This window comes from Pseudoduganella sp. LjRoot289 (genome assembly GCF_964252925.1).
In the GTDB taxonomy this organism is placed as follows: domain Bacteria; phylum Pseudomonadota; class Gammaproteobacteria; order Burkholderiales; family Burkholderiaceae_D; genus Rugamonas.
In genome coordinates this window covers 3369532-3389856 of record NZ_CAXUPN020000001.1, presented here as the reverse complement: position 1 = coordinate 3389856, position 20325 = coordinate 3369532, and the positions used below count along the sequence as shown (strand labels likewise).

The 20325-nt window shown below is 66.7% G+C and carries 15 protein-coding genes; 12 read left to right on the top strand and 3 right to left on the bottom strand.

The genetic code is table 11. From position 1 onward, the window contains the following. Positions 1–8: 8 nt before the first annotated feature. Entirely contained in the window at positions 9–1850 is a 1842-nt protein-coding gene (locus ACSQ8Y_RS14325) for a DUF4214 domain-containing protein (protein ID WP_436267136.1), read from the bottom strand. Between the two features lie 227 nt (positions 1851–2077). Between ACSQ8Y_RS14325 and ACSQ8Y_RS14320 the strand changes: the two genes are divergently transcribed. From ACSQ8Y_RS14320 to ACSQ8Y_RS14295, 6 genes are all read left to right on the top strand, one after another. Further along, on the top strand, positions 2078–3697 hold the full coding sequence (locus ACSQ8Y_RS14320; RefSeq protein WP_436267135.1) for an amidase: 1620 nt from the start codon (positions 2078–2080) through the stop codon (positions 3695–3697). A 46-nt stretch (positions 3698–3743) separates the two neighbouring features. Further along, entirely contained in the window at positions 3744–4391 is a 648-nt protein-coding gene (locus ACSQ8Y_RS14315; RefSeq protein WP_436267134.1) for a helix-turn-helix transcriptional regulator, read from the top strand. Next, the gene (locus ACSQ8Y_RS14310) at positions 4381–5349 is read left to right on the top strand and encodes an ornithine cyclodeaminase family protein (RefSeq protein ID WP_436267133.1); all 969 of its coding nucleotides are present in this window, start codon (positions 4381–4383) and stop codon (positions 5347–5349) included. The genes ACSQ8Y_RS14315 and ACSQ8Y_RS14310 overlap by 11 nt, the downstream gene beginning before the upstream one ends. Positions 5350–5380: 31 nt before the next feature. Then, entirely contained in the window at positions 5381–6355 is a 975-nt protein-coding gene (locus tag ACSQ8Y_RS14305; protein WP_436267132.1) for a threo-3-hydroxy-L-aspartate ammonia-lyase, read from the top strand. An 83-nt stretch (positions 6356–6438) separates the two neighbouring features. Then, positions 6439–7392: a chemotaxis protein gene (locus tag ACSQ8Y_RS14300; protein WP_436267131.1), complete on the top strand. Its 954-nt coding sequence runs from the start codon at positions 6439–6441 to the stop codon at positions 7390–7392. A 74-nt stretch (positions 7393–7466) separates the two neighbouring features. Beyond that, a complete protein-coding gene (locus ACSQ8Y_RS14295) occupies positions 7467–7880 on the top strand; it encodes a hypothetical protein (RefSeq protein WP_436267130.1) in 414 nt (137 codons plus the stop codon). A 43-nt stretch (positions 7881–7923) separates the two neighbouring features. Here the strand turns inward: ACSQ8Y_RS14295 and ACSQ8Y_RS14290 are convergent, their stop codons facing one another. Together ACSQ8Y_RS14290 and ACSQ8Y_RS14285 are read right to left on the bottom strand one after the other, a co-directional pair. Continuing rightward, positions 7924–10791 carry a bifunctional diguanylate cyclase/phosphodiesterase gene (locus ACSQ8Y_RS14290; RefSeq protein WP_436267129.1) on the bottom strand — a complete coding sequence of 956 codons (2868 nt, stop codon included), beginning with the start codon at positions 10789–10791 and terminating at the stop codon, positions 7924–7926. A gap of 128 nt (positions 10792–10919) precedes the next feature. Next, positions 10920–11696, bottom strand: coding sequence for a transferase spermidine synthase (locus tag ACSQ8Y_RS14285; RefSeq protein WP_436267128.1), 777 nt, complete (start codon positions 11694–11696; stop codon positions 10920–10922). Positions 11697–11877: 181 nt separating this feature from the next. Here ACSQ8Y_RS14285 and ACSQ8Y_RS14280 point away from each other — a divergent pair, with 181 nt between their 5' ends. The 6 genes from ACSQ8Y_RS14280 (at position 11878) to ACSQ8Y_RS14255 (ending at position 20288) form a co-directional block, all read left to right on the top strand. Next, a complete protein-coding gene (locus tag ACSQ8Y_RS14280) occupies positions 11878–12153 on the top strand; it encodes a hypothetical protein (protein WP_057155636.1) in 276 nt (91 codons plus the stop codon). 33 nt (positions 12154–12186) lie between these two features. Then, on the top strand, positions 12187–13350 hold the full coding sequence (locus ACSQ8Y_RS14275) for a GGDEF domain-containing protein (RefSeq protein ID WP_436267127.1): 1164 nt from the start codon (positions 12187–12189) through the stop codon (positions 13348–13350). A 112-nt stretch (positions 13351–13462) separates the two neighbouring features. Further along, positions 13463–14917, top strand: a complete 1455-nt coding sequence (locus ACSQ8Y_RS14270) for a Ppx/GppA phosphatase family protein (protein ID WP_436267126.1) — start codon at positions 13463–13465, stop codon at positions 14915–14917. Between the two features lie 78 nt (positions 14918–14995). After that, a complete protein-coding gene (locus ACSQ8Y_RS14265) occupies positions 14996–15787 on the top strand; it encodes a substrate-binding periplasmic protein (RefSeq protein WP_436267125.1) in 792 nt (263 codons plus the stop codon). Further along, on the top strand, positions 15787–19173 hold the full coding sequence (locus ACSQ8Y_RS14260; RefSeq protein WP_436267124.1) for a response regulator: 3387 nt from the start codon (positions 15787–15789) through the stop codon (positions 19171–19173). Before ACSQ8Y_RS14265 ends, ACSQ8Y_RS14260 begins: the two co-directional genes overlap by 1 nt. After that, entirely contained in the window at positions 19170–20288 is a 1119-nt protein-coding gene (locus ACSQ8Y_RS14255; RefSeq protein WP_436267123.1) for a response regulator, read from the top strand. The genes ACSQ8Y_RS14260 and ACSQ8Y_RS14255 overlap by 4 nt, the downstream gene beginning before the upstream one ends. Positions 20289–20325: the final 37 nt, after the last annotated feature.

Genomic DNA, 20325 nt, shown 5'->3' with positions numbered 1-20325 from the left:
CTTTTTTTTTAACCGTAGGGCGTGTAGGTGATGCCGTTCTGGATGGTGCCGATCACCTGGGCCTGGTTTTCGGGGCTTTCGCTGAAGCTGGCCAGCACCTGCCCCGACGATGCCAGGTGGTTGTCCAGGATGTTCATCCAGTAGGCATAGCCGCCCGCGTCCGGCGCCCGGTGCAGCGTGTTGGCGTAGAACTTGGTCAGCAATTCGGCGTTGCTGGGGGCGCTGCCGTAGAGGGCGACGCCTTCGGGCGTGGTCAGGAAGTTGAGGGACATGCTGTCGAGGGACAGGCCGGCGTCCATTTGCTTGATCCAGTAGCCCAGGCCTTGGATGTCGGGCGCGCGGTCGAAGGTCGCCTGGTAGAGGCGATAAGCCTGGCCCGCCGCGCCGTTGATGTCCAGGGCCAGGTCGGCGTCGGCGAAATGCAGGCGCTCGACGTTGGCCAGGATGTCGACACCCAGGGTTCCCGCAGTGTCGGTGATGGCGGTCTGGCCGTTGGCGCCCAGGCTGAGGGTGAAGCTGGCGCGCGCCGCGTTGTAGAGCGCGGTGTCCACGCCGCCGCCGCCGTCGATGGTGTCGTTGCCGGCCGCGCCCGTCAGCAGGTCGTTGCCCTGGTTGGCAAAGATCAGGTCCGCGCCCGCGCCGCCGGTCAGCGTTTCGGCCACCGTGCTGCCGAACCCTTGCCCGACCTGCGTATGGATCACGTCGCGCGCGTCGGTCGTGCCGCCGCTGACGAACTGGTAGCTGGCGAAGACGGCGTCGAGCGTGCCGCCGGCGAGGGCCAGGCTGCTCAGGTAGTTGTAGTGGTTGGCGTCGCCGCCGCTGGAGAGCCGGGTCAGCGCGCCGCTGGCCAGGTCCTTGACAAAAATGTCGGTGCGTCCGTCACCGTCGCCGGCCGTGAAATCGGACTTGCTCTCGAAAATGACGTAGCGGCCGTCGGCGCTGACGGTGGCGTTGCTCGACTCGCCCAGGCCTTGCTGTCCGTCCGCATCGGTCGATACGCGGACGGTGGTGCCGGTCAGCATGTCCTTGCGGAACACGTCGCGCACGCCGTTGGTGTCGCCCACCACGAGATTGGTGGCGGTGCTGCTGAAGACGACAAAGCGGCCGTCGTAGGACAGCGTGGCGTTGTCGCTATTGTTGTTGGCCGCGTTGCCGGCCGAGTCCGTCGACGCGCGCGCGATGGCGCCGGTGCCGATGTTCTTGGCGTAGATGTCGGCAAAGCCGGCGCCGCCCGCCAACAGCGTGCTGGCGTAGCTGGTGAAGGCCACCACCGTGCCGTCGCCGGACAGCGCGGCGTCGTTGCTGGGGGTGTCGGCCTGCACGCCGGCGGCCGAGGTGGACGCATTGATCACCGCGCCGGTGACCACGTTCTTCACGAACACGTCGTCGGTGCCGTTGGTGTCGCTGGCGGTCAGGTTGGTCGCCTTGCTGAGGAAGGCGACCGACGCGCTATTGCTCGAAATGACGGCGTTATAGCTGTCGCCGTTCGCTTCCACGCCGGCGGCATTGGTCGACAGGCTGCTCAGGCCGCCGCTCACCAGGTTCTTCATCACGATGCCGGCGTGGCTGGGGGTAGTGCTCTGGAAGACGATCAGCTGGCCGTCGCCGTTCAGCGTAGCGCCGGTTTTCTGGCTGACCAGGGTGGCGCCGCCGGTATCGGTCGACACCAGTGTCAGTGCATTGGTGAGCAAGTCTCTCACGTAGATGTCGCCGTCGCCGATGGTGGTATCGGTTGGCAGCAGCGCCTGGTTGGAGGAAAAGGAGACGTAGCGTCCATTGGCGGAAATGCGGGCGCCGAGGCTGGTCGCGCTAACGCCGGTCTGCACCGTGGAAGTGGTATTTGGGAGCATGATATTGTCGGATGGCGTATTGAATAGTTGTAGGGATATGGCTTACAAATTGTGCATCAAGCCCTGGCTCTACCACCGCACGGTTCCGCTGGGATACTTTTGGTTCATGGAACACATACTGTTGAGTTCCAAAAAGATATTAAATTAGTAGCTCGGAAACATTTCGACTGGTATGCTAGTGGATTGCGCATTTCATTACTTTTGGTGCAACCACTCACGGAGTTGGCATGGATCGCAGGGGATTTGTTCGGATGGGACTGGCCGCGGGTGCGGCTGGCGCGGACACGGCGGCGGTGGCCGGCCAAGGGCGCCGGGCCACGGACAGCGGTCCCGGCCCCGGTCCCGGCGGCATCCTCGACAGCGGCGTGCTGCAGCAGCAGGAGCTGATGGCCGCCAACAAGCTCACCTCGCATTCCCTCACCTCGCAATACCTGGCCCGCATCCGCAATATCGACAAGGCCGGCCCGCGCATCAACGCCATCATCGAAATCAACCCCGAAGCTTTGAAGATCGCGCGCGAGATGGACCGCGAACGCCTGCTGCGCCGTGTGCGCGGCCCGCTGCACGGCATTCCCGTACTACTGAAAGACAACATCGCCACTGCGGACCGCATGAGTACCACTGCCGGGTCGCTGGCGCTGGCGGGCGTGCGCGCCGCGCGCGACGCCCATGTCGTGGCGCAGTTGCGCGCGGCCGGCGCGGTCATCATCGGCAAGACCAACCTGAGCGAATGGGCCAATATGCGCTCGACCCGCTCGGTCAGCGGCTGGAGCGCGCGCGGCGGCCTGACGCGCAACCCGTATTCGCTCGACCGCAATTGCAGCGGCTCCAGTTCCGGCTCCGGCGCGGCCATCGCGGCCGGCCTGGCCACGCTGGCGGTCGGCACCGAAACGGACGGCTCCATCGTGTCGCCGGCCTCGATCTGCGGCCTGGTCGGCATCAAGCCCACCCTGGGCCTGCTCAGCCGCAGCGGCATCATCCCCATCGCCCACTCGCAGGACACGGCCGGCCCCATGGCGCGCAGCGTGGCCGACGCCGCCTTGATGCTGGCCGCGATGGCCGGCGCCGATCCGTCCGACGCGGCCACGGCCGGCAGCACGGGCCAGGGCGCCGCCTACGCGGCCGCCCTGGACGCCGGCAGCCTGCAAGGCAAGCGCCTCGGCGTGGCGCGCAACTACTTCGGCAAGAACGCGGACGTGGACCAGGAGATCGCCAAGGCACTCAGGGTGCTCGAAGCGCAGGGCGCGCAACTGGTGGATGTGGAAGTGCCGAACACGGAAAAATACGGCGACAGCGAAACCGAAGTGCTGCTCTACGAATTCAAGGCCGACCTGGCCGCCTACCTGCAGCAGTACGCGCCCAATGCGCCGGTGCGCAACATGGCCGAGCTGGTGGAGTTCAACCGCAGGCACGCCGACAAGGAACTGCAGTACTTCGGCCAGGAATACCTGGAGCGCGCCGCCGCCAAAGGCGGCCTGGACGAGCAGGCCTACCGCGACGCGCTGGCCAACAACCAGCGCTATGCGCGCACCGAGGGCATCGACCAGGTGATGCAGCGGCACGGCCTGGACGCGCTGGTGGCGCCCACCGACGGCCCGGCGTGGCTGACCGACTTTATCAACGGCGACCACTACAACGCCAGCTTCTCCTCGCCGGCGGCGGTGGCGGGCTATCCGCACGTGACGGTGCCGGCCGGCTATGTGCACGGCCTGCCGGTCGGATTGTCCTTTGTCGGCGGCAGCTATAGCGAGGCCAAACTGATCGGCATGGCCTACGCCTACGAGCAGGCCACGCGCCACCGCCGTGCGCCGCAATTCCCGGCCAGCGTCTCGCCAGTGATCCGATAGAAAACCTTTGATTGACGGAATGTCCAGATTTGGATATTCTGTCCAAATGCGAAAACAAAAGACCATCCGGACGGCCGAGCAGCAATTGCTGCTGGAGCAGCTCAAGAACGTGGCCGAAGGCCTGGGCCAGACCCTGGCGCCGTTCTGCGAAGTGGTGGTGCATGACCTGCTGGATCCCGCGCACGCCATCGCCGCCATCCACAACAACTTGTCCAGCCGCGAGCTCGGCGACCCGGTGACCGAGCTTGGGCTGGCCCGCATCGCGGACGCCGCCTATCCGGCCGTCGTGGCAAACTACGCCAACAGTTTCGCCGACGGGCGCCAGGCCAAGAGCACGTCCATCGGTATCAAGGACTCCAGCGGGCAGTACGTCGCCGCGCTGTGCATCAACGTGGACCTGACCATGTTCCACGGCTTGCAATCGGTGTTCGCGCAATTCAGCCGTGTCGACACCGGCAATGGCGGCGCCCCGCAGGAGTCGCTGGACCCGGTGGGCGCCGACGGTATCCGGCGCCGCATCGACGACTACGCGGCCCGCCTTTCCAGCACGCCGCGCGCGCTCAAGGCCGACGAGCGGCGCGCACTGATCGTTGAACTGAGGGAGGCGGGCTGCCTGGAAGTGCGGCGCGCCATGGAAATCATCGCCCAGCATCTGGGCATTTCAAGGGCGACCGTGTACAGCTATGCCAAATAACGCGAGACTGCTGCTGATCGATAGTGTGCAGGGCGAGTCCCTGATGAATTTCCGCGACGTGCTCGATGCCACCCGCGAGGCCTTCGTGCTGCACCAGCAGGCGGAGGGCCGCGTGTTCCCCGTGGTGCGCGAGCGCTTGCCGGAGGGCGTATGGGGCATCAAGTCCGGCGACGTGGCAGGGCAGAACCTGCTCGGCTTCAAATCGGCCGGCTTCTGGCCGGGCAACCGCGAGAAGGGCGGCGAGCCGCACCAGGCCACCATCGTGCTGCTGGATCCGGCCACCGGCCGGCCCCAATGCATCATCGACGGCAACGGCGTCACCACCATGCGCACCGGCGCGGCAGGCGGCCTGGGGCTGCTGCAGCTGGCGCGCGCCGACAGCGCCCGCGTGTGCGTGTTCGGCACCGGCGTGCAGGCCCGCATCCAGCTGCGCTATGCGCTGGAGCTGATGCCCTCGCTGCACCAGGTGGACTATGTCAGCTCCAGCGGCGAAGCGGACCTGCCCTTTGAACGCCAGTTCTCCGAGCGCTGCTCGGTGACGCCGGCTGCCGACCGCAACGCCTCCGTGGCGCTGGCCGACATCGTCATCACCGCCACCACCGGCCGCGGTCCGCTGTTCAGGCTGGACGCGGTGCGTCCCGGCACCCACTTCACCTGCGTCGGCGCCGACACGCTGGGCAAGCGCGAGCTGCCCGAAGGCCTGCTGCAGCGGGCGCGCCTGTTCGTGGATGACCATGTCCAGGCGCGCCAGATCGGCGAAATGCAGTGGGCGCCGGAGCTGCCGTGCCACCAGTTGGGCGAACTGCTGTCCGGGCAGTTGCAGGCGCACCGCAAGCCGGAGGACATCACCATCTTCGACATGACCGGCATCGCCCTGCAAGACCTCACCGTGGCGCGCCTGATCTACGAACGCGCGCTGTCCAGGGGCGTGGGCACCAGCATCGCCTGGCCCTGGTAAATAATTCACACGAAAGTCAGAAAGGAAGTCCATGCAAGTGTTGCCAACCTACGACGACGTCGCCGCCGCCGCGCAGCGCATCGAGGGCCACGCCCACCGCACGCCTGTGCTGCGCTCGCGCACCGCCGACGCCGAACTGGGCGCGCAGGTGTTCTTCAAAGCCGAAAACCTGCAGCGCATGGGCGCCTTCAAGTTCCGTGGCGCCTTCAACGCGCTGTCGCGCTTCGATGCCGCGCAGCGCAAGGCCGGGGTGGTGGCTTACTCGTCCGGCAACCACGCGCAGGCGATCGCGCTGTCCGCGCGCCTGCTCGGCATCCCGGCCACCATCGTCATGCCCCAGGACGCGCCGGCCGCCAAGGTGGCCGCGACCAGGGGCTACGGCGGCAAAGTGGTGCTGTACGACCGCTATACCGAGGACCGCGAAGCCATCGGCCGCAAGCTGGCCGAGCAGGGCGGGCTGACGCTGATCCCGCCCTACGACCACCCGGACGTCATCGCCGGGCAGGGCACTGCGGCCAAGGAGCTGTTCGACGAAGTGGGACCGCTCGACGCGCTGTTCGTCTGCCTCGGCGGCGGCGGCCTGCTGTCCGGCTCCGCGCTGGCGGCGCGCGCGCTGTCGCCCGGCTGCAAAATCTACGGCGTGGAACCGGAGGCCGGCAACGACGGCCAGCAATCGTTCCGCAGCGGCGCCATCGTCCACATCGACACGCCCAAGACCATCGCCGACGGCGCCCAGACCCAGCACCTCGGCAATTATACTTTCGACATCATCCGCCGCGACGTCGACGACGTGCTGACGGTAAGCGACGCGCAGCTGGTGGCCGAGATGCGCTTTTTCGCCGCGCGCATGAAGATCGTGGTCGAGCCGACCGGCTGTCTCGGCCTGGCTGCGGCGCGCGCCATGCGCGAACGGCTGCAGGGAAAACGGGTGGGTGTGGTTATCAGTGGCGGCAATGTGGACATGGAACGCTACTGCGCCTTGCTCAGCGGCCCGGCGGCGGCGTAACATAGCACCAAAGGACAAGTGCCAAGGCGTATGCCGCGGCGTACAGTCGCCCCATTACCATAACGACGATGCGAAGGAACGCAATGAGCTCCGTACAACAGGAAGTCGATGAACGCAGCAACCTGACCGGCACCAACAAGTTCGAGTTGCTGTTGTTCCGCCTGGGTGGCGACGCCAACGGCGACCGCAACGAGCTGTTCGGCATCAATGTGTTCAAGATCCGCGAAATCGTTGCCATGCCGCCGATCACGGCCGTGGCCGGCTCGCAGCCCCACATGCTGGGCGTGGTCAACCTGCGCGGCCAGATCATCCAGGTGCTGGACCTGCCCGCCATTTGCGGCTGCACGCCCAAGACCGGCCTCAACATCATGCTGGTCACCGAATTCGCCCGCACCACGCAGGCGTTCGCGGTGGAGTCGGTGGAAGACATCGTGCGCCTCGACTGGCGCCAGGTGCTGTCGGCCGAATCGACCGCTGTGGGCGGCATGGTCACCAGTATTGCCCGCCTGGACGGCGACACCGGCTCGCGCCTGGCGCAAGTGCTGGACGTGGAAACCATCTTGCGCAGCATGAACCCGACCGACCGGCCGGACGTCGACCCGGAAACCATCGGCCCCATGCTCAAGCTGCGTCCCGGCACCATGATCTTGGCCGCCGACGACTCGGTGGTGGCGCGCACGCTGATCGAGAAGGGCCTGGAAGCGATGGGCGCGCCCTTCATCATGACCAAATCCGGCAAGGAAGCGTGGGACAAGCTGGGCCACATCGCCGACGCCGCCGAAGCCGAAGGCAAGACCGTGCACGACAAGATCGCGCTGGTGCTGACCGACCTGGAAATGCCAGAGATGGACGGCTTCACGCTGACGCGCAACATCAAGCAGACCGCGCGTTTCGCGGCGCTGCCGGTGGTCATCCATTCCTCGCTGTCCGGCACCACCAACGAAGACCACGTCAAATCCGTCGGCGCCGACGCCTATGTGGCCAAGTTCATGGCCGAAGAGCTGGCCGAGACGATACGCAAGGTGCTGGCGAAATAGGGGAGGGCGGGCGAAAAATCGCGGTAGAATTTAGACGGGCGCCATCCGGGGCCCGTTTCGCTGCGATGGAACCCATGCTGCAACTCGACTTCCCTATCCGCAAAGAATGCCCGCCCGGCGCTTGCGACTGCAAGCGCGAGCTGCTGCTGGACGTCGCGCAGGCGGACATGGCCGAGCTCGCCATCCTGCGGCTGACCAAGGAAGAAGAAAAGAAGCTGATCGCGCGGATAGAAGCGGCGCAAAGCTATGAGGAGCTGCAGCGCATCGGCGTGCGCCTGCAACAGAACCTGGGCGTGGCCCTGAAGATCGCCCCCGGCGACAATGAAGTGCGCACGGTGATGGGACTGCAGATTGAACTGACGATGCGTCCCGGCCTGTGCCGCAAAACCCGCGAAGCCATCCCGGCGGCCGTGCGCCGCTGCCTGAGGAACAAGCCCGGCATCATCTACGCCATCCTGGACGCGCACGACCTGTTCGGCGCGGTGTAGCCCGCGGCGCTGCCAGACAGGGCCCGGGCCGCAGGGGCCGGGTTCAGGCGGCGAGGGTGGCGTGGGCGGTGTCGAGGTGGCGGCCCTGGCGCACCATTTGCTCGAACAGCTCGGGCGCTACCGGGCGGCTGAAGTAGTAGCCCTGGATGGCGTCGCAGCTGTGCTGCTGCAGGAAGTCGAGCTGCTCGCGGCTTTCGACCCCTTCGGCGATCACGCGCAGCTTGAGGTTGTGGGCCAGCGCGATGACCGACACGACTATCGCCGCGTCGTCCGGATCGGTGGCGATGTCGTTGACGAAGGAACGGTCGATCTTCAGCACGTCGATCGGGAAGTCGCGCAGATAGGACAGGCTGGAATAGCCGGTGCCGAAATCGTCGATCGACAGCGTTACCCCCAGCGCCTTGAGCTGGTGCAGCAGGCCGACGGCTTGCGCCACGTCGCTCATGAACAGGCTTTCGGTCAGCTCCAGTTCCAGGCAGGCGGCCGGCAAACCGGTCTCGGCCAGCACCGCGCCTATGGTCTCGACCAGGTCGGGCTGGCTGAATTGCCTTGCCGATAAATTGACCGCCATCCGCAACGGCGCCGTGCCGTGGCTGTGCTCCAGCCACGCCTTGGCCTGGGTGCACGCGGTGCGCAGCACCCAGGCGCCGATCGGCACGATCAGCCCGGTCTCCTCGGCCAGGCCGATGAAGCGCGCCGGCGACACCAGCCCCAGCTCCGGATGCTGCCAGCGCAGCAGCGCTTCGGCGCCGATGATGCGCCCGCTGTCGAGGTCGACCTGCGGCTGGTAGTGCAGCGCGAACTCGCCCCGCTCCAGCGCCTTGCGCAGCGCGTTTTCTATGCTCAACCGTTCCTGGGCCTCGTCGTTCATGGCCGGCTCGTAGAACTGGAAGCTGTTGCGCCCCAGCTTCTTGGCGGCGTACATGGCGATGTCGGCGTGCTCGATCAGGTGCTGGGCGTTGCCGCTGCCATCGTACGAGGCCACGCCTATGCTGCAGGTGACGAAGAATTCCTTCCCTTCGAGCATCACCGGCTGCGCCACGGCCTGCATCACGCGCTGCACGATGTCCGGCGACAAGGCCGCCTCGGAGGACTCGCCCAGGATGGCGACGAACTCGTCGCCCGACAGGCGCGCCACGGTGTCGGTCTCGCGCACCGCCGCCTGCAGCCGCTCGGCCACCGTCTTCAGCAGCAGGTCGCCGGCCTTGTGGCCCAGGCTGTCGTTGACGAATTTGAAACGGTCGAGGTCGATCAGCAGCACCCACATCGGGTGGCCGCTGCGGTTGGCGTAGGCGACGGCCTGGCCCAGGCGGTCCTGCAGCAGCACGCGGTTCGGCAGCCCGGTCAGCTCGTCGTGGTGGGCGATGTGGTGGATGCGCTGCTCGGACAGTTTGCGCGCGGTGATTTCGCTGCCCGTGCCGCGGTAGCCCTTGAACTCGCCGTGCGCGTCGTACACCGGCTCGCCGCTGGTGTTGAACCAGCGCACGATGCCGTCGTCGCCGGTGATGGCGTATTCGAGGTTGGAGAACGCCAGCCGCGCTTCGAGCCGCGCGATGTGGTCGCGGCCCCAGCGCGTGCTCAGCATTTCGGGCGTGCAGTCCCAGCGCGTCAGGCCGATGTAGCGGGCACGGTTGATGTGGCCTTTTTCGAAGAAACCGTCGGTGATGCTGGTGAAGCGGTAGAAGGCATCCTGCTCCCAGTACCAGTCGGACGAGAGCGCCAGCAGGCGGCGGAAGCGCTGTTCGCTGTCGAGCAGGGCGCGCTCGGTGTGCTTGCGCATGGCGACGTCGGCGTTGAGGCGCTCGTTGGACTGGCGCAGCTCGGCGGTGCGCGCATCGACCAGCATTTGCACGCGGCGCGAGCGCAGCACCAGGCTTTGCACCAGCGCCGCCATCAGCGCGCTGAACAGCACGCCGCCCAGCAAGGTGCACAGCGAGCCGAGGTGGCTGTCGACGAAGGGCTGGGGCAGCGCCGTGACGCGCACTTGCCATGGCTGGCCCAGCACCGTGTAGGTCTGGCGGTACAGCGCGTGCTTGTGGAAGGAGAACCAGCGCGCCAGCGGGTGGCTGGCGCCGTGCGGCGCGGGCAGCTCGCCGTGGCTGAACACCAGGTTGGCCGGCCGCGCGGGATCGCCGATGTGGACGCGCAGCGCCAGGCCGGCATCCTGCAGCAGCCCGGCGTTGAGCAGGATCTTGCTGACCAGCGAAGTGGCCCGGATCACGGTGGCGGTGTCGCCTTGCCAGGCTGCCTTGCGCTCGGCGGCGGTGCCGGTCGGCATGCCGGCGCGGTACACCGGCATCATCATTACCAGCCCGGGTTCGCTGCCCTTGGACTGGGCCAGCGTCAGCAGGCCGGTGGAGCGCGGCTCGCCGCTGGTCAGGATTTCGTCGATGGCTTGCAACACTTCCGGGTGGTAGCCGGAATCGATGCCGAAGGCGCGCTGGTTGCCTGCCATCGGTTCCAGGTAGTCGACCACGTCGTAGAAGGGGCGCTCGCCCGCTGCGCGCAACTGTCCGGCGGCGTTCTCGCGGATAGCGTAGCCGGGGAACTCGCGCTGCATCTGCGCTTCGTAGGCCGGCCGCTCGGCTAGCGTGACGATGCGGTGGTAATTGAAGGCCTGGATGAAGGGGTACTGCTGCAGCAGCGGCGCGGTGAAGTCGCGGAACTGGCGGCGGCTGACGGGCGCGGACGCCACGAACAGCTGGTTGGTCACGCGCAGCACTTGCGCCGCGTCGTTCAGGCCGCGCTGGATGGCGGCCGTGCGCAGGTTGGCGCGTTGTTCGAAGTCGAGCTGCATCTTGCCGTACTCGAGCGCGCCCACGGCACCGAACAGCACGCTGGTGATCAGCAGCCCGAGTCCCAGGGTGCACGCCGCCGCGACGGTAAGGGAAGACTTGCGGCGACGTGTCATTACATTCCTATCAACATTAATTTCGGCGGGGTCGGGGCCGCCATTAGTGTGTCACAAAATTTGCCGTATGGCATAATTTTAGAGAAAATAAATTCCAACACACAACAATTATTGCAAATAGATAATACTTATCCGCGCCCTTGCAGCCAGCGCAGGCGGAACACGGTCCAGCGCGCCAGCAGGCGGTGCGCGGCGCCCCAGAAAGGGCCGCGGCGGTGGACCAGGCGCCGCAGCAGGCGCTGGGCCCGTGCGGCGCACGGGTCGGCAACGCCGGGCGCGGCCTTGACGGCGAACAGCAGGCGGTTATTGCCCGCGATGCCGTGAAAACTGCCGACGCGCTGGCGGAAGCATTGCCTGAGCCGGCGCAGGATGGCGGCGTAGTGCGGGTCGTAGCTGAAGACGTTGGCCACCAGCACGCCGCCGGGGCGCAGCGCGCGGCGGCAGTCGGCGTAGAAGGCGGTGCTGCCCAGCGCGGGCGGCAGGCCGGCCTCGTCGAAACCGTCCACCAGCAGCACGTCGGCGCTGCCCTTTAGCCGCGGCATGTAGTGGGTGGCGTCGGCATGGATGATGCGGAAGCGCTCGTCGTCCGGCGGGATGGCGAACTGCTCGCGCAGGGCGATCACGTCGGCGCGCAGCTCGAGCACCGTGATGCGGCTGTGCGGCAGGGTGCGGTAGCAGAACTTGGCCAGCGAGCCGCCCCCCAGGCCGACCATGACGATGTGCGCCGGGCGCGGCTGGAACAGCACGAAACACATCATGGCGCGCGCGTAGCTGAGCACCAGGCGGTCCGGGTCGGCCAGGCTCATTTCGCTCTGCACCATGCCGGGCCGGAATTCCAGTGTGCGCAGGCCGCCGCGGGTGCGGACCCGGGGCGTTGCGGGACGGGCGTCTAAGATGGGTTGCATGGGGCGCTGACCTTGTTGTCAACCATTAAGTTCTGATAAGCTCGGGGAATTGTAGCGGAGAGCGAGGTCGGATGTGGTCATATCTGTGCCCATCGTCCGTCCGCGCGCAGGATTGCATTTACATGCACACTAATTATAGGTACATTGCCGACATAGGCAGCGGCCACAGTGGAGAGCACACATGTTTTTAGATCACCCGACCATTACCGCCACAAACAGCTTTACGGAACCGGACCGCATCGAGCGCTTGGGGCGGGTTTACGGCTACGTGGCGGCGCTGGCCGACATCGCAGGCAAGTCGAGCTTCATCGAGAAGTTCACGCAGATCCATGACCACAAGGGCACCTTGATCGTGTTCTGGCACGACGCCCCCACCGAGGACGAGAAGGAATTCTTCTCCAAGGCCTGGGCCAGCAAGATCGGCGACGGCAGCACCAACGTCGAGCACGAGGTCTAAGCAGGGTAGTCGCTGTCCGACCGCCCCCCCGACATGGATATAAAAACCCTGGTATTGGCGCTGGCGCTGGGCAATCTGAGCCTGTGCGCCGCGCTGTTCTTTTTCGAGTACGAAAGCAGGAAATCCCTCAGCCTGTCCACCTGGGCGGTCGCCAAGCAATTGCAGGCGGCGGCCTGGTTCCTGCTGTACCTGCGCGGCGTGGTGCCGGATTTGCTGACCGGGCCGCTGGCCAACGTGCTGCTGTTCGCAGGCATGGCGCTGGATGCGGGCGCCCTGTGGGAAGCGGCCGGCCGCCCGGGCTGGCGCCGCTACCTGCTGCCGGCGCTGGCCGGCTCGTCCTTCGTCTATCTGGCCTGCCACGTGCTGGAAGTGGAGCCGGGCGCCCGCGCGGCGGCCGGTTTCCTCATCGTCAGCGGCTTTTTCCTGTCCGGCGTGGCCGCGCTGGCCGTGGCCTGGCGCGGCGGCAGCATGCTGCGCCGCTACCTGGTGGTGACCATGGCCGCCCTGAGCCTGGTGGTGGCCGGGCGCGGCCTGCTGGCCGCCAGCTATCCCGAGGGCTGGTCCTGGGTCGGGCCTGTGCTGCTGCAGGGCGTGGGCTTCGGCGCGCTGTATCTGATGATGCTCACCAACGCCTTCGGCTACCTGCTGCTGTCGCGCGAAAAGCTGCAGTCCGAACTGGCGCGGCTCGAGGTGGTGGACCCGCTGACCGACGTGCCGAACCGGCGCGGCTTCTACAATGCGCTGGCGCCGTGGATGGCGCTGGCCCGCCGCCCCGGCATGCCGACCGCGCTGATCATCCTGAACATGGACCAGTTCAAGCGCGTCAACGACAGCTACGGCCATTCGGTGGGCGACCTGGTGCTCAAAGCCATGGTCGACATCTGCAAGAAGCAATTGCGCGACAGCGACCTGATGGGCCGCCTGGGCGGCGCCGAATTCGCCATCCAGCTGCCGCGCACCTCGCTGCAGGACGCCAGCATGGTGGCCGAGCGCATCCGCTGCGCCATCGCCGAGCTGCCGGTGCGCGCCGAGAAGGCCATGATAGGCGTCACCGCCAGCATGGGCGTGACCACCATCCGCGCCGACGACAGCACCGTCACCCTGTTCAAGCGCGCCGACGGCGCCCTGCAGCAAGCCATGCTGCACGGCGCGAACAAGGTGGTGGAAGCGCCGGACGTGACCATCGCCGAGGTCTGAGGCCGTTTAAAACAGCGATGTCATGATCGCGTCATATTCGATACGTACTGTGGTAGCATTATCATATAAACAGTATAAATCGATGCTGGAATCCCAATCTGGAGTAGCAAGCATGTACGCAGCCGTTGACTTGGGCTCCAACAGTTTTCGTCTCGCCATCGGCAGGCACGACGGCGACGAGATCCGCGTCGTCAAATCGGCGCGCGAGCCGATCCGCCTGGCGGCCGGCCTGGACGCGTCCAGCAACCTGACCGACGCCGCCATCCAGGCCGCGCTGAACTGCCTGCGCAATTTCCGCACCGTGCTGGCCGGCTACGAGCTGGAGGCGGTGCGCGTGGTCGCCACGTCCACCATGCGGCTGGCGCGCAACGCCGGCGCCTTCCTGCCCGCCGCCGAGCAGGCCATCGGCCATCCGATCGAGATCATCTCCGGCGAGGAGGAGGGGCGGCTGATCTATATGGGCGTGTCCAATGCGCTCAACCTGCCCGGCGAGCGGCGCCTGGTGATCGACATCGGCGGCGGATCCACCGAGCTGATACTGGGGCGCGGCAGCGATATCGAACGGGTCGAATCGTTCAGCATCGGCAGCGTCAAGCAAAGCCTGTCCTTCTTCGTCGGCGGCCGGGTGGACGCTCCCTCGTTCGAGGCGGCCGTCCTGTCGGCGCGCAGCCACTTCGAGGACGCGGCGCCGCCGTATCATCCCGAATACTGGAAGAAGGCCTACGGTTCGTCCGGCACCATCCGCGCCATCGCCGACATCATCGACAAGAACAAGCTGGGTACGGGCGTCACGGCGGCCAGCCTGGAGGCGCTCAAGAAGCGCTTCATCGCCGCCGGCCATGTCAGCAAAATCGAGATGGCGGGTCTGCGCCCGGATCGCGCCAGCACCATCATTGGCGGCCTCGCCGTGCTGATCGCGCTGGTGCACGAACTGGGCATTGCCGCCCTGATTCCGATAGAGGCGGGCCTGCGGGTGGGCGTGATGTGGGATTTGCACCTGCGTTCGACCAAGCGCGACCGCCGCGAACAGTCGGTGCGCACCTTCCTGCAGAAATTCCAGGTCGACGAGGGCCGCGCCGGCCGCGTGGCCGAATACGCGGGCGTGCTGTACGCGCAGATGAAGCCCGTCACCGACGGCTACACGCGCCTGTTGTACTGGGGCGCGCTGCTGCACGAGGTCGGCATGGCGGTCTCGCAGACGGGCTACCACAAGCACGCCTGCTACATGGTGGAGAACGCCGACCTGCCGGGTTTCACCACCCGCGAGCAGAAGACCATGAGCCGTCTGATCGTGGCGCAGAAGGGCAATCTGCGCAAGGTCAGCGAGTTCCTGTCCGACGCCGATTTCGCCAAGGCTGTGGTGGCGCTGCGGCTGGCCATCCTGTTCATGCACTCGCGCATCGAGGTCGATTTCGCGGAGCTGAAATTGCGCATGAAGAACCGCATCGACCTGGAATTGCGGCGCGAATGGGTGACCGACCACCCCACGGTGTCGTACTGGATGGAGAAGGAACAGGAACTGTGGGACGAGGTGGGCGTGGACTTCAGCATACGCGCCAACGCCTGAGCGCTTCGAATCGTTAAATTTCTGTTGTCAAGACATAACTCCCCTTGTAGATTAACAATTACTATAAAGGGGAGGGGTATGAACGGCTGCTGTAACACCATCGCCGGGCTCGCGCTGGCTGCGATGCCTATGGCCGCGCCTGCCGCTCCGCCCGCCGCGCCGCTGGAAACGGTGACCCTGTGTTTCGAGCGGGCGGATGTCAAACCGTGGCGCACCGAGCAGCTGGGCGGCCTCAATTTCGAACTGCTGCGGCAAGTCGAGCAGCGTATCAACATCCATTTCGATTTCCAAAGCGTCCCCTGGAAGCGCTGCCTGGCGCAGCTGCAGCTCAACGGCTACGACGGCGCCTTCGCCGTCAGCTTCAAGGACGACCGCCGTGCACTGGGCGTCTTTCCCGGCGGCGCCGCGGTCGATGCCGCCAAGCGCATGCACGTGGATCGTTACATGCTGCTGCGCCGCAAGGGCGCTACGGTGGAGTGGGACGGCAAGGCCTTGCGCGGTCTGCAAGGGCCGGTCGGCTTCCAGCTCGGCTACTCGGTGGGCGAAGTGCTGCGCGGCTTGCGTGTGGACGTGGACGAGGGCAGCCAGCGTGCCGACGAGCTGGCGCGCAAGCTGATCGCAGGCCGCCTCGGCGCTGCCGCCATGGGCGGCAGCGACGCCAGCGCCATCATGCACGGCCCGATGGCGGCGCAGCTCGACATGCTGCCGCTGCCGCTGGTGGAAAAACCGTATTTCCTGGTGCTGTCGCACGCCATGGCGCAGCGCAGGCCCGAGCTGGTGCAGCGCATCTGGAACGCGATGGAGCAGGCCCGCAACAGTGCGGCCTACAAGAAGCTGGAGCGCGCCGCGCTGGAAGGCGGGGAGCCGTGATGCGCGAACGGCTGCTGAAGGCCTGGCGCGAGGATATCCTGCTGCGCCTGGCGGCGGGGATACTGCTGGCCGTCGCGCTGACCACGGCCGTCTACACGACCTATGCCGCGCGCACGCTGCGGGCCGAGGCCGAGCAGCAGCTGCGCGACCGTGCCGACCACCTGGCCACCGTGTTGTCGCAAGCCTTGGCCAGGCCGCTGTTCGACATCAACGGCGCCGCCGTGGGCAGCGTGGTGGACGCCATGCAGGCCACGCCGGAAGTGCTGATGCTGCGCGTGCAGTCGCCCACCGGCGAGCTGCTGGGCAGCTTCCAGGCGGCCGGCGCTGGCTCAGGCGCCGCTGCCTCTGCCGCCCCCGTTCCCGGGGGGGCTGGCGCATTGGGCGCCATCGCCGTGCACCGCGCGGTGGAATATGTGGACGGCCAGCGCAGCTTCCCGGTCGGCACGCTGGACCTGGCGTTTTCGCGCCATCAGGTGGACCGCGAACTGCGGCGCCAGATCATGCACACCGTGGTGGCCAACCTGCTGCTGGCGCTGGCCATCGTGGTGTCGATCTTCCTGGTTGGGCGCAAGGTGATACGGCCGTTTTCCGACATCCAGGGCGCGCTCGAAAAACTGACCTGGGGCGAGGTCGACATCAAGCTGTCCGGTATCGGGCGGGTGGACCAGGTGGGGCGGCTGTCGAGCGCCGTCTACAGCTTCCGCGACACCTTGACGCGGCTGCGCCAGGTGGAGTTCGAGTTGCGTGAGCTGAACAGCCACCTGGAACAGAAGATCGCCGACCGCACGGCGGAGCTGACCGAGATCGCCCAAGTGGCCAGCGACAGCCAGAAACAGCTGGAGAAGGCCAACCGGCGGGCGGAGGCGGCCAACGAAGCCAAGTCCGAGTTCCTGGCCAATATGAGCCATGAGATCCGCACGCCGATGAGTGCCATCATCGGCATGGCCTACCTGGCGCTGCGCACCGGCCTGACGCCCAAGCAGCACGATTATGTGAACAAGATCCACCGCGCGGCCCTGTCGCTGCTGGGCATCATCAACGACATCCTGGACTTTTCGAAGATCGAGGCCGGACGGCTGGAAGTGGAGCAGGTGCCGTTTTTCCTGGACGACGTGCTGGCCAACGTGGCCAGCGTCACCAGCCAGCGCGCCGCCGACAAGCAGCTGGAATACCTGTTCCACGTGCCGCCGGCCATCCCGCGCCATCTGATCGGCGATCCGCTGCGGCTGGAGCAGGTGTTGATCAACCTGGTCAACAACGCGGTCAAGTTCACGCCCAGGGGCGAACTGGAACTGTCCTGCGTGCGCCTGCAGGATGGCGCGGACGGCAGCGCCGTGCTGCGCTTCGCGGTGCGCGACACCGGCATCGGCATGACGCGGGAGCAGGTCGGAAAATTGTTCCGCGCCTTCAGCCAGGCCAACGGTTCCACCACGCGCCAGTACGGCGGCACCGGGCTGGGGCTGTCGATTTCGCAGCAGCTGGTGCAGCTGATGGGGGGCGTCATCACCGTGGAGAGCGAGCCCGCACGGGGCTCGGTGTTCCAGTTCGACCTGGCCTTCGCGCTGTCGGAGCACGTCGAGCGCTCGACGGTGGTGCCGGCTGCGCTGAACGGCGTGCGCCTGCTGCTGGTCGACGACAGCCCGGTGGCGCTGGAGATCCTGGCCGAGGCCATGCGCGCGCTGCCGCTGCGGGCCGACGCCGCCAGCACCGGCGCCGGGGCGCTGTCCTGCATCGCCGCCGCCGACCGCGCGGGGGACCCGTACCGGCTGGTGCTGAGCGACTGGCAGATGCCGGATATGGACGGCATCGAACTGGCGCGCCGCGTCCAGCGGGACGACACGCTGGCGCAGCGCCCGGGCATGGTGCTGGTGACGGCCTTCGGCCGCGAGGAGGTGCAGCCGGAGGCCGAGGCGGCCGGCGTGATCGGATTCCTGTTCAAGCCCATAGGCCAGTCGGCGCTGGTCGATGCGCTGGTATCGCTGCTGGCGCCGCAGGGCGGGGTGCCGCGCGGCGCGGACCGGCGGGCCGACCACGACCGCCGCCAGGGCGCGCGGCGCTTGCCGGATCAGGCGCCCGGCGAAGCGGTGCCGGGCCAGCGCTATGCGGCGCGCGTGCTGCTGGTCGAGGACAATGCCGTGAACCAGCAGATCGGCGCGGAGCTGATGGCGACACTGGGCATCTGCGTGGACATGGCCAACAACGGCGAGCAGGCGCTCGACATGCTGCGCCAGGCCGGGGCGGACAGCTACGCCATGGTGTTGATGGACCTGGAAATGCCGCATATGGACGGCCACGAGGCGACGCGCCTGCTGCGCGAAGACAAACGCTTTGACGGTGTGCCGGTGGTGGCCATGACGGCGCACGCGCTGCCCGATATCCGCGAGCGCTGCCTGGCCGAGGGGATGCAGGACTACGTCACCAAGCCGATCGAGCCGGAGCGGCTGTACGCCGTGCTGGCGCGCTGGCTGGGCATCGCGCGCCTGGCGCCGACGCAGGTGCCGTCGTCGGCGCCAGCGCTGGCACCGGGCGCGGCTGCGCTCTACCAGGCCGCGACAGGCGCGCAGGGAGGGCCTGCAGCGCATCCGCATGCGGGCCTGCACGCGGACCCCGAGCGTGTCTCGCACGGCGCTCCGGCGGCGCTGCCCCGGCTGGACGGTATCGACACCGGGCGGGGGCTGCGCTATGTGGCGGGCAACGCCAAGCTGTATCTGCACTTGCTGGACAGTTTCCGTGACACCCAGCGCGGCGCGGGGCGCGAATTGCGCGCCAGCCTGGAGCGCGGCGACGTGGAGCTGGTAGGCCAGGGCGCGCACAGCTTGCGCGGCGTGGCGGGCAATATCGGCGCCACCGTCCTGGAGCGCGCTGCCCGTGAACTGGAGGCCGCGTGCATGGACCTGGTGGTGGACGCTGATGCCGGCCATGGCCCACGTGCCGCCGATGCCGCCGATGCCGGCATGGTTCCAGCCGGCCCTGCTGCGGTCGCTGCGTCCTTGCTCACGGCTTCTTTGCTGGCGGCCGTCGAACGCGCGCTGGCTAGCGTGATCGCCGGCCTGGACCGCCATTTCCGGTCAGCGTCCACCGCGCCGCCTGTCCATGCTGCCGACGCTGCCACTACCTCTGCCGATGCCGATGCGGCAGATGCCGCCGGTGGCGTTGACGCCGCGCCGACCGGCCAGGATGCCGTCGCGGCGCTGAGCAAGCTTCGGTCGCTGCTGGCCGAATTCAACGGCGACAGCACCGACTATTTCGACAGCGTGCGCCCAGCGCTCGCCGCGCTGCTCGCGCCGGCCACGATGGACCGCCTGGCCGGCCACATGGCGCATTATGATTTTGCAGCCGCCAGCTTGTTGCTGGCCGGCGCCGTACAACAACTGGACTCCCTATGAAGCCGAAAAACACCGCCCGCCAGACCGTTCTGATTGTCGACGACACGCCGGACAACATCACGCTGCTTTCCAGCTTATTGAAAGACAAATACAACACCAAGGTCGCCACCAATGGCGCCACCGCGCTGCAGATAGTCGGCTCCTCGAACGTGGACCTGGTGCTGCTCGATGTGATGATGCCGGACATGGACGGCTACGAAACCTGCCGCCGCCTCAAGCAGGATCCGCGCAGCGCCGATATTCCAGTGCTGTTCCTGACCGCGAAAAGCCAGCCGGAGGACGAAGCGCTCGGCCTGCGCCTGGGCGCGGTGGACTACCTGACCAAGCCGATCAGCCCACCCATCCTGTTCGCGCGCGTGGCCACCCATTTGAAACTGAAGGCCGCCAGCCAGGCGCTGCGGGCCGAGAACGTCAACCTGGAAAGCCTGGTGCAGGAACGCACCGGCCAGCTCTCGCTGATGCAGGACGCCACCATCATGGCCATGGCCACCATGGCCGAAACGCGCGACAACGAAACGGGTAACCACATCCGCCGCACGCAGAACTACGTCGCCACGCTGGCCCGCAAGCTGCAGCAGCATCCGCGCTTCAAGCAGGAACTGACGGACGAGAACATCACCTTGCTGTACAAATCCGCTCCCTTGCACGACATCGGCAAGGTCGGCATCCCGGACAGCATCCTGCTCAAGCCCGGCAAGCTGGACCAGGAGGAGTTCGAGATCATGAAACAGCATGCCATCCGCGGCCGCGACACGATACGGCAAGTGGAGGAATACATCGGCGGCAGCAACGGCTTTCTGACCTACGCCCGCGAGATCGCTCACTCGCACCAGGAGAAGTGGGACGGCTCCGGCTATCCCGAAAACCTGGTGGGCGAAGAGATACCGCTGTCTGCCCGCCTGATGGCGGTGGCCGATGTTTACGACGCGCTGATTTCGCCCCGCATCTACAAGCCGCCGTTCAGCCATTCGGAGGCGGTGGCCATCATGCGGGACGGCCGGGGTTCGCATTTCGACCCGGACATCCTGGACGCTTTCATCGAGATAGAGACGCGCTTCGCGGAAATCGCACGGCAGTTCAATGACGTTGAGGGAGAGCAAGGTTCGGAAAAATAGTATATATTGTTTATATTGTTGAATGTCAGGAGCCATA

Coding starts and splice junctions, on each gene's coding strand:
- ACSQ8Y_RS14325 (WP_436267136.1), bottom strand. CDS start 1,850: ATGCTCCCAAATACCACTTCCACGGTGCAGACCGGCGTTAGCGCGACC.
- ACSQ8Y_RS14320 (WP_436267135.1), top strand. CDS start 2,078: ATGGATCGCAGGGGATTTGTTCGGATGGGACTGGCCGCGGGTGCGGCT.
- ACSQ8Y_RS14315 (WP_436267134.1), top strand. CDS start 3,744: ATGCGAAAACAAAAGACCATCCGGACGGCCGAGCAGCAATTGCTGCTG.
- ACSQ8Y_RS14310 (WP_436267133.1), top strand. CDS start 4,381: ATGCCAAATAACGCGAGACTGCTGCTGATCGATAGTGTGCAGGGCGAG.
- ACSQ8Y_RS14305 (WP_436267132.1), top strand. CDS start 5,381: ATGCAAGTGTTGCCAACCTACGACGACGTCGCCGCCGCCGCGCAGCGC.
- ACSQ8Y_RS14300 (WP_436267131.1), top strand. CDS start 6,439: ATGAGCTCCGTACAACAGGAAGTCGATGAACGCAGCAACCTGACCGGC.
- ACSQ8Y_RS14295 (WP_436267130.1), top strand. CDS start 7,467: ATGCTGCAACTCGACTTCCCTATCCGCAAAGAATGCCCGCCCGGCGCT.
- ACSQ8Y_RS14290 (WP_436267129.1), bottom strand. CDS start 10,791: ATGACACGTCGCCGCAAGTCTTCCCTTACCGTCGCGGCGGCGTGCACC.
- ACSQ8Y_RS14285 (WP_436267128.1), bottom strand. CDS start 11,696: ATGCAACCCATCTTAGACGCCCGTCCCGCAACGCCCCGGGTCCGCACC.
- ACSQ8Y_RS14280 (WP_057155636.1), top strand. CDS start 11,878: ATGTTTTTAGATCACCCGACCATTACCGCCACAAACAGCTTTACGGAA.
- ACSQ8Y_RS14275 (WP_436267127.1), top strand. CDS start 12,187: ATGGATATAAAAACCCTGGTATTGGCGCTGGCGCTGGGCAATCTGAGC.
- ACSQ8Y_RS14270 (WP_436267126.1), top strand. CDS start 13,463: ATGTACGCAGCCGTTGACTTGGGCTCCAACAGTTTTCGTCTCGCCATC.
- ACSQ8Y_RS14265 (WP_436267125.1), top strand. CDS start 14,996: ATGAACGGCTGCTGTAACACCATCGCCGGGCTCGCGCTGGCTGCGATG.
- ACSQ8Y_RS14260 (WP_436267124.1), top strand. CDS start 15,787: ATGCGCGAACGGCTGCTGAAGGCCTGGCGCGAGGATATCCTGCTGCGC.
- ACSQ8Y_RS14255 (WP_436267123.1), top strand. CDS start 19,170: ATGAAGCCGAAAAACACCGCCCGCCAGACCGTTCTGATTGTCGACGAC.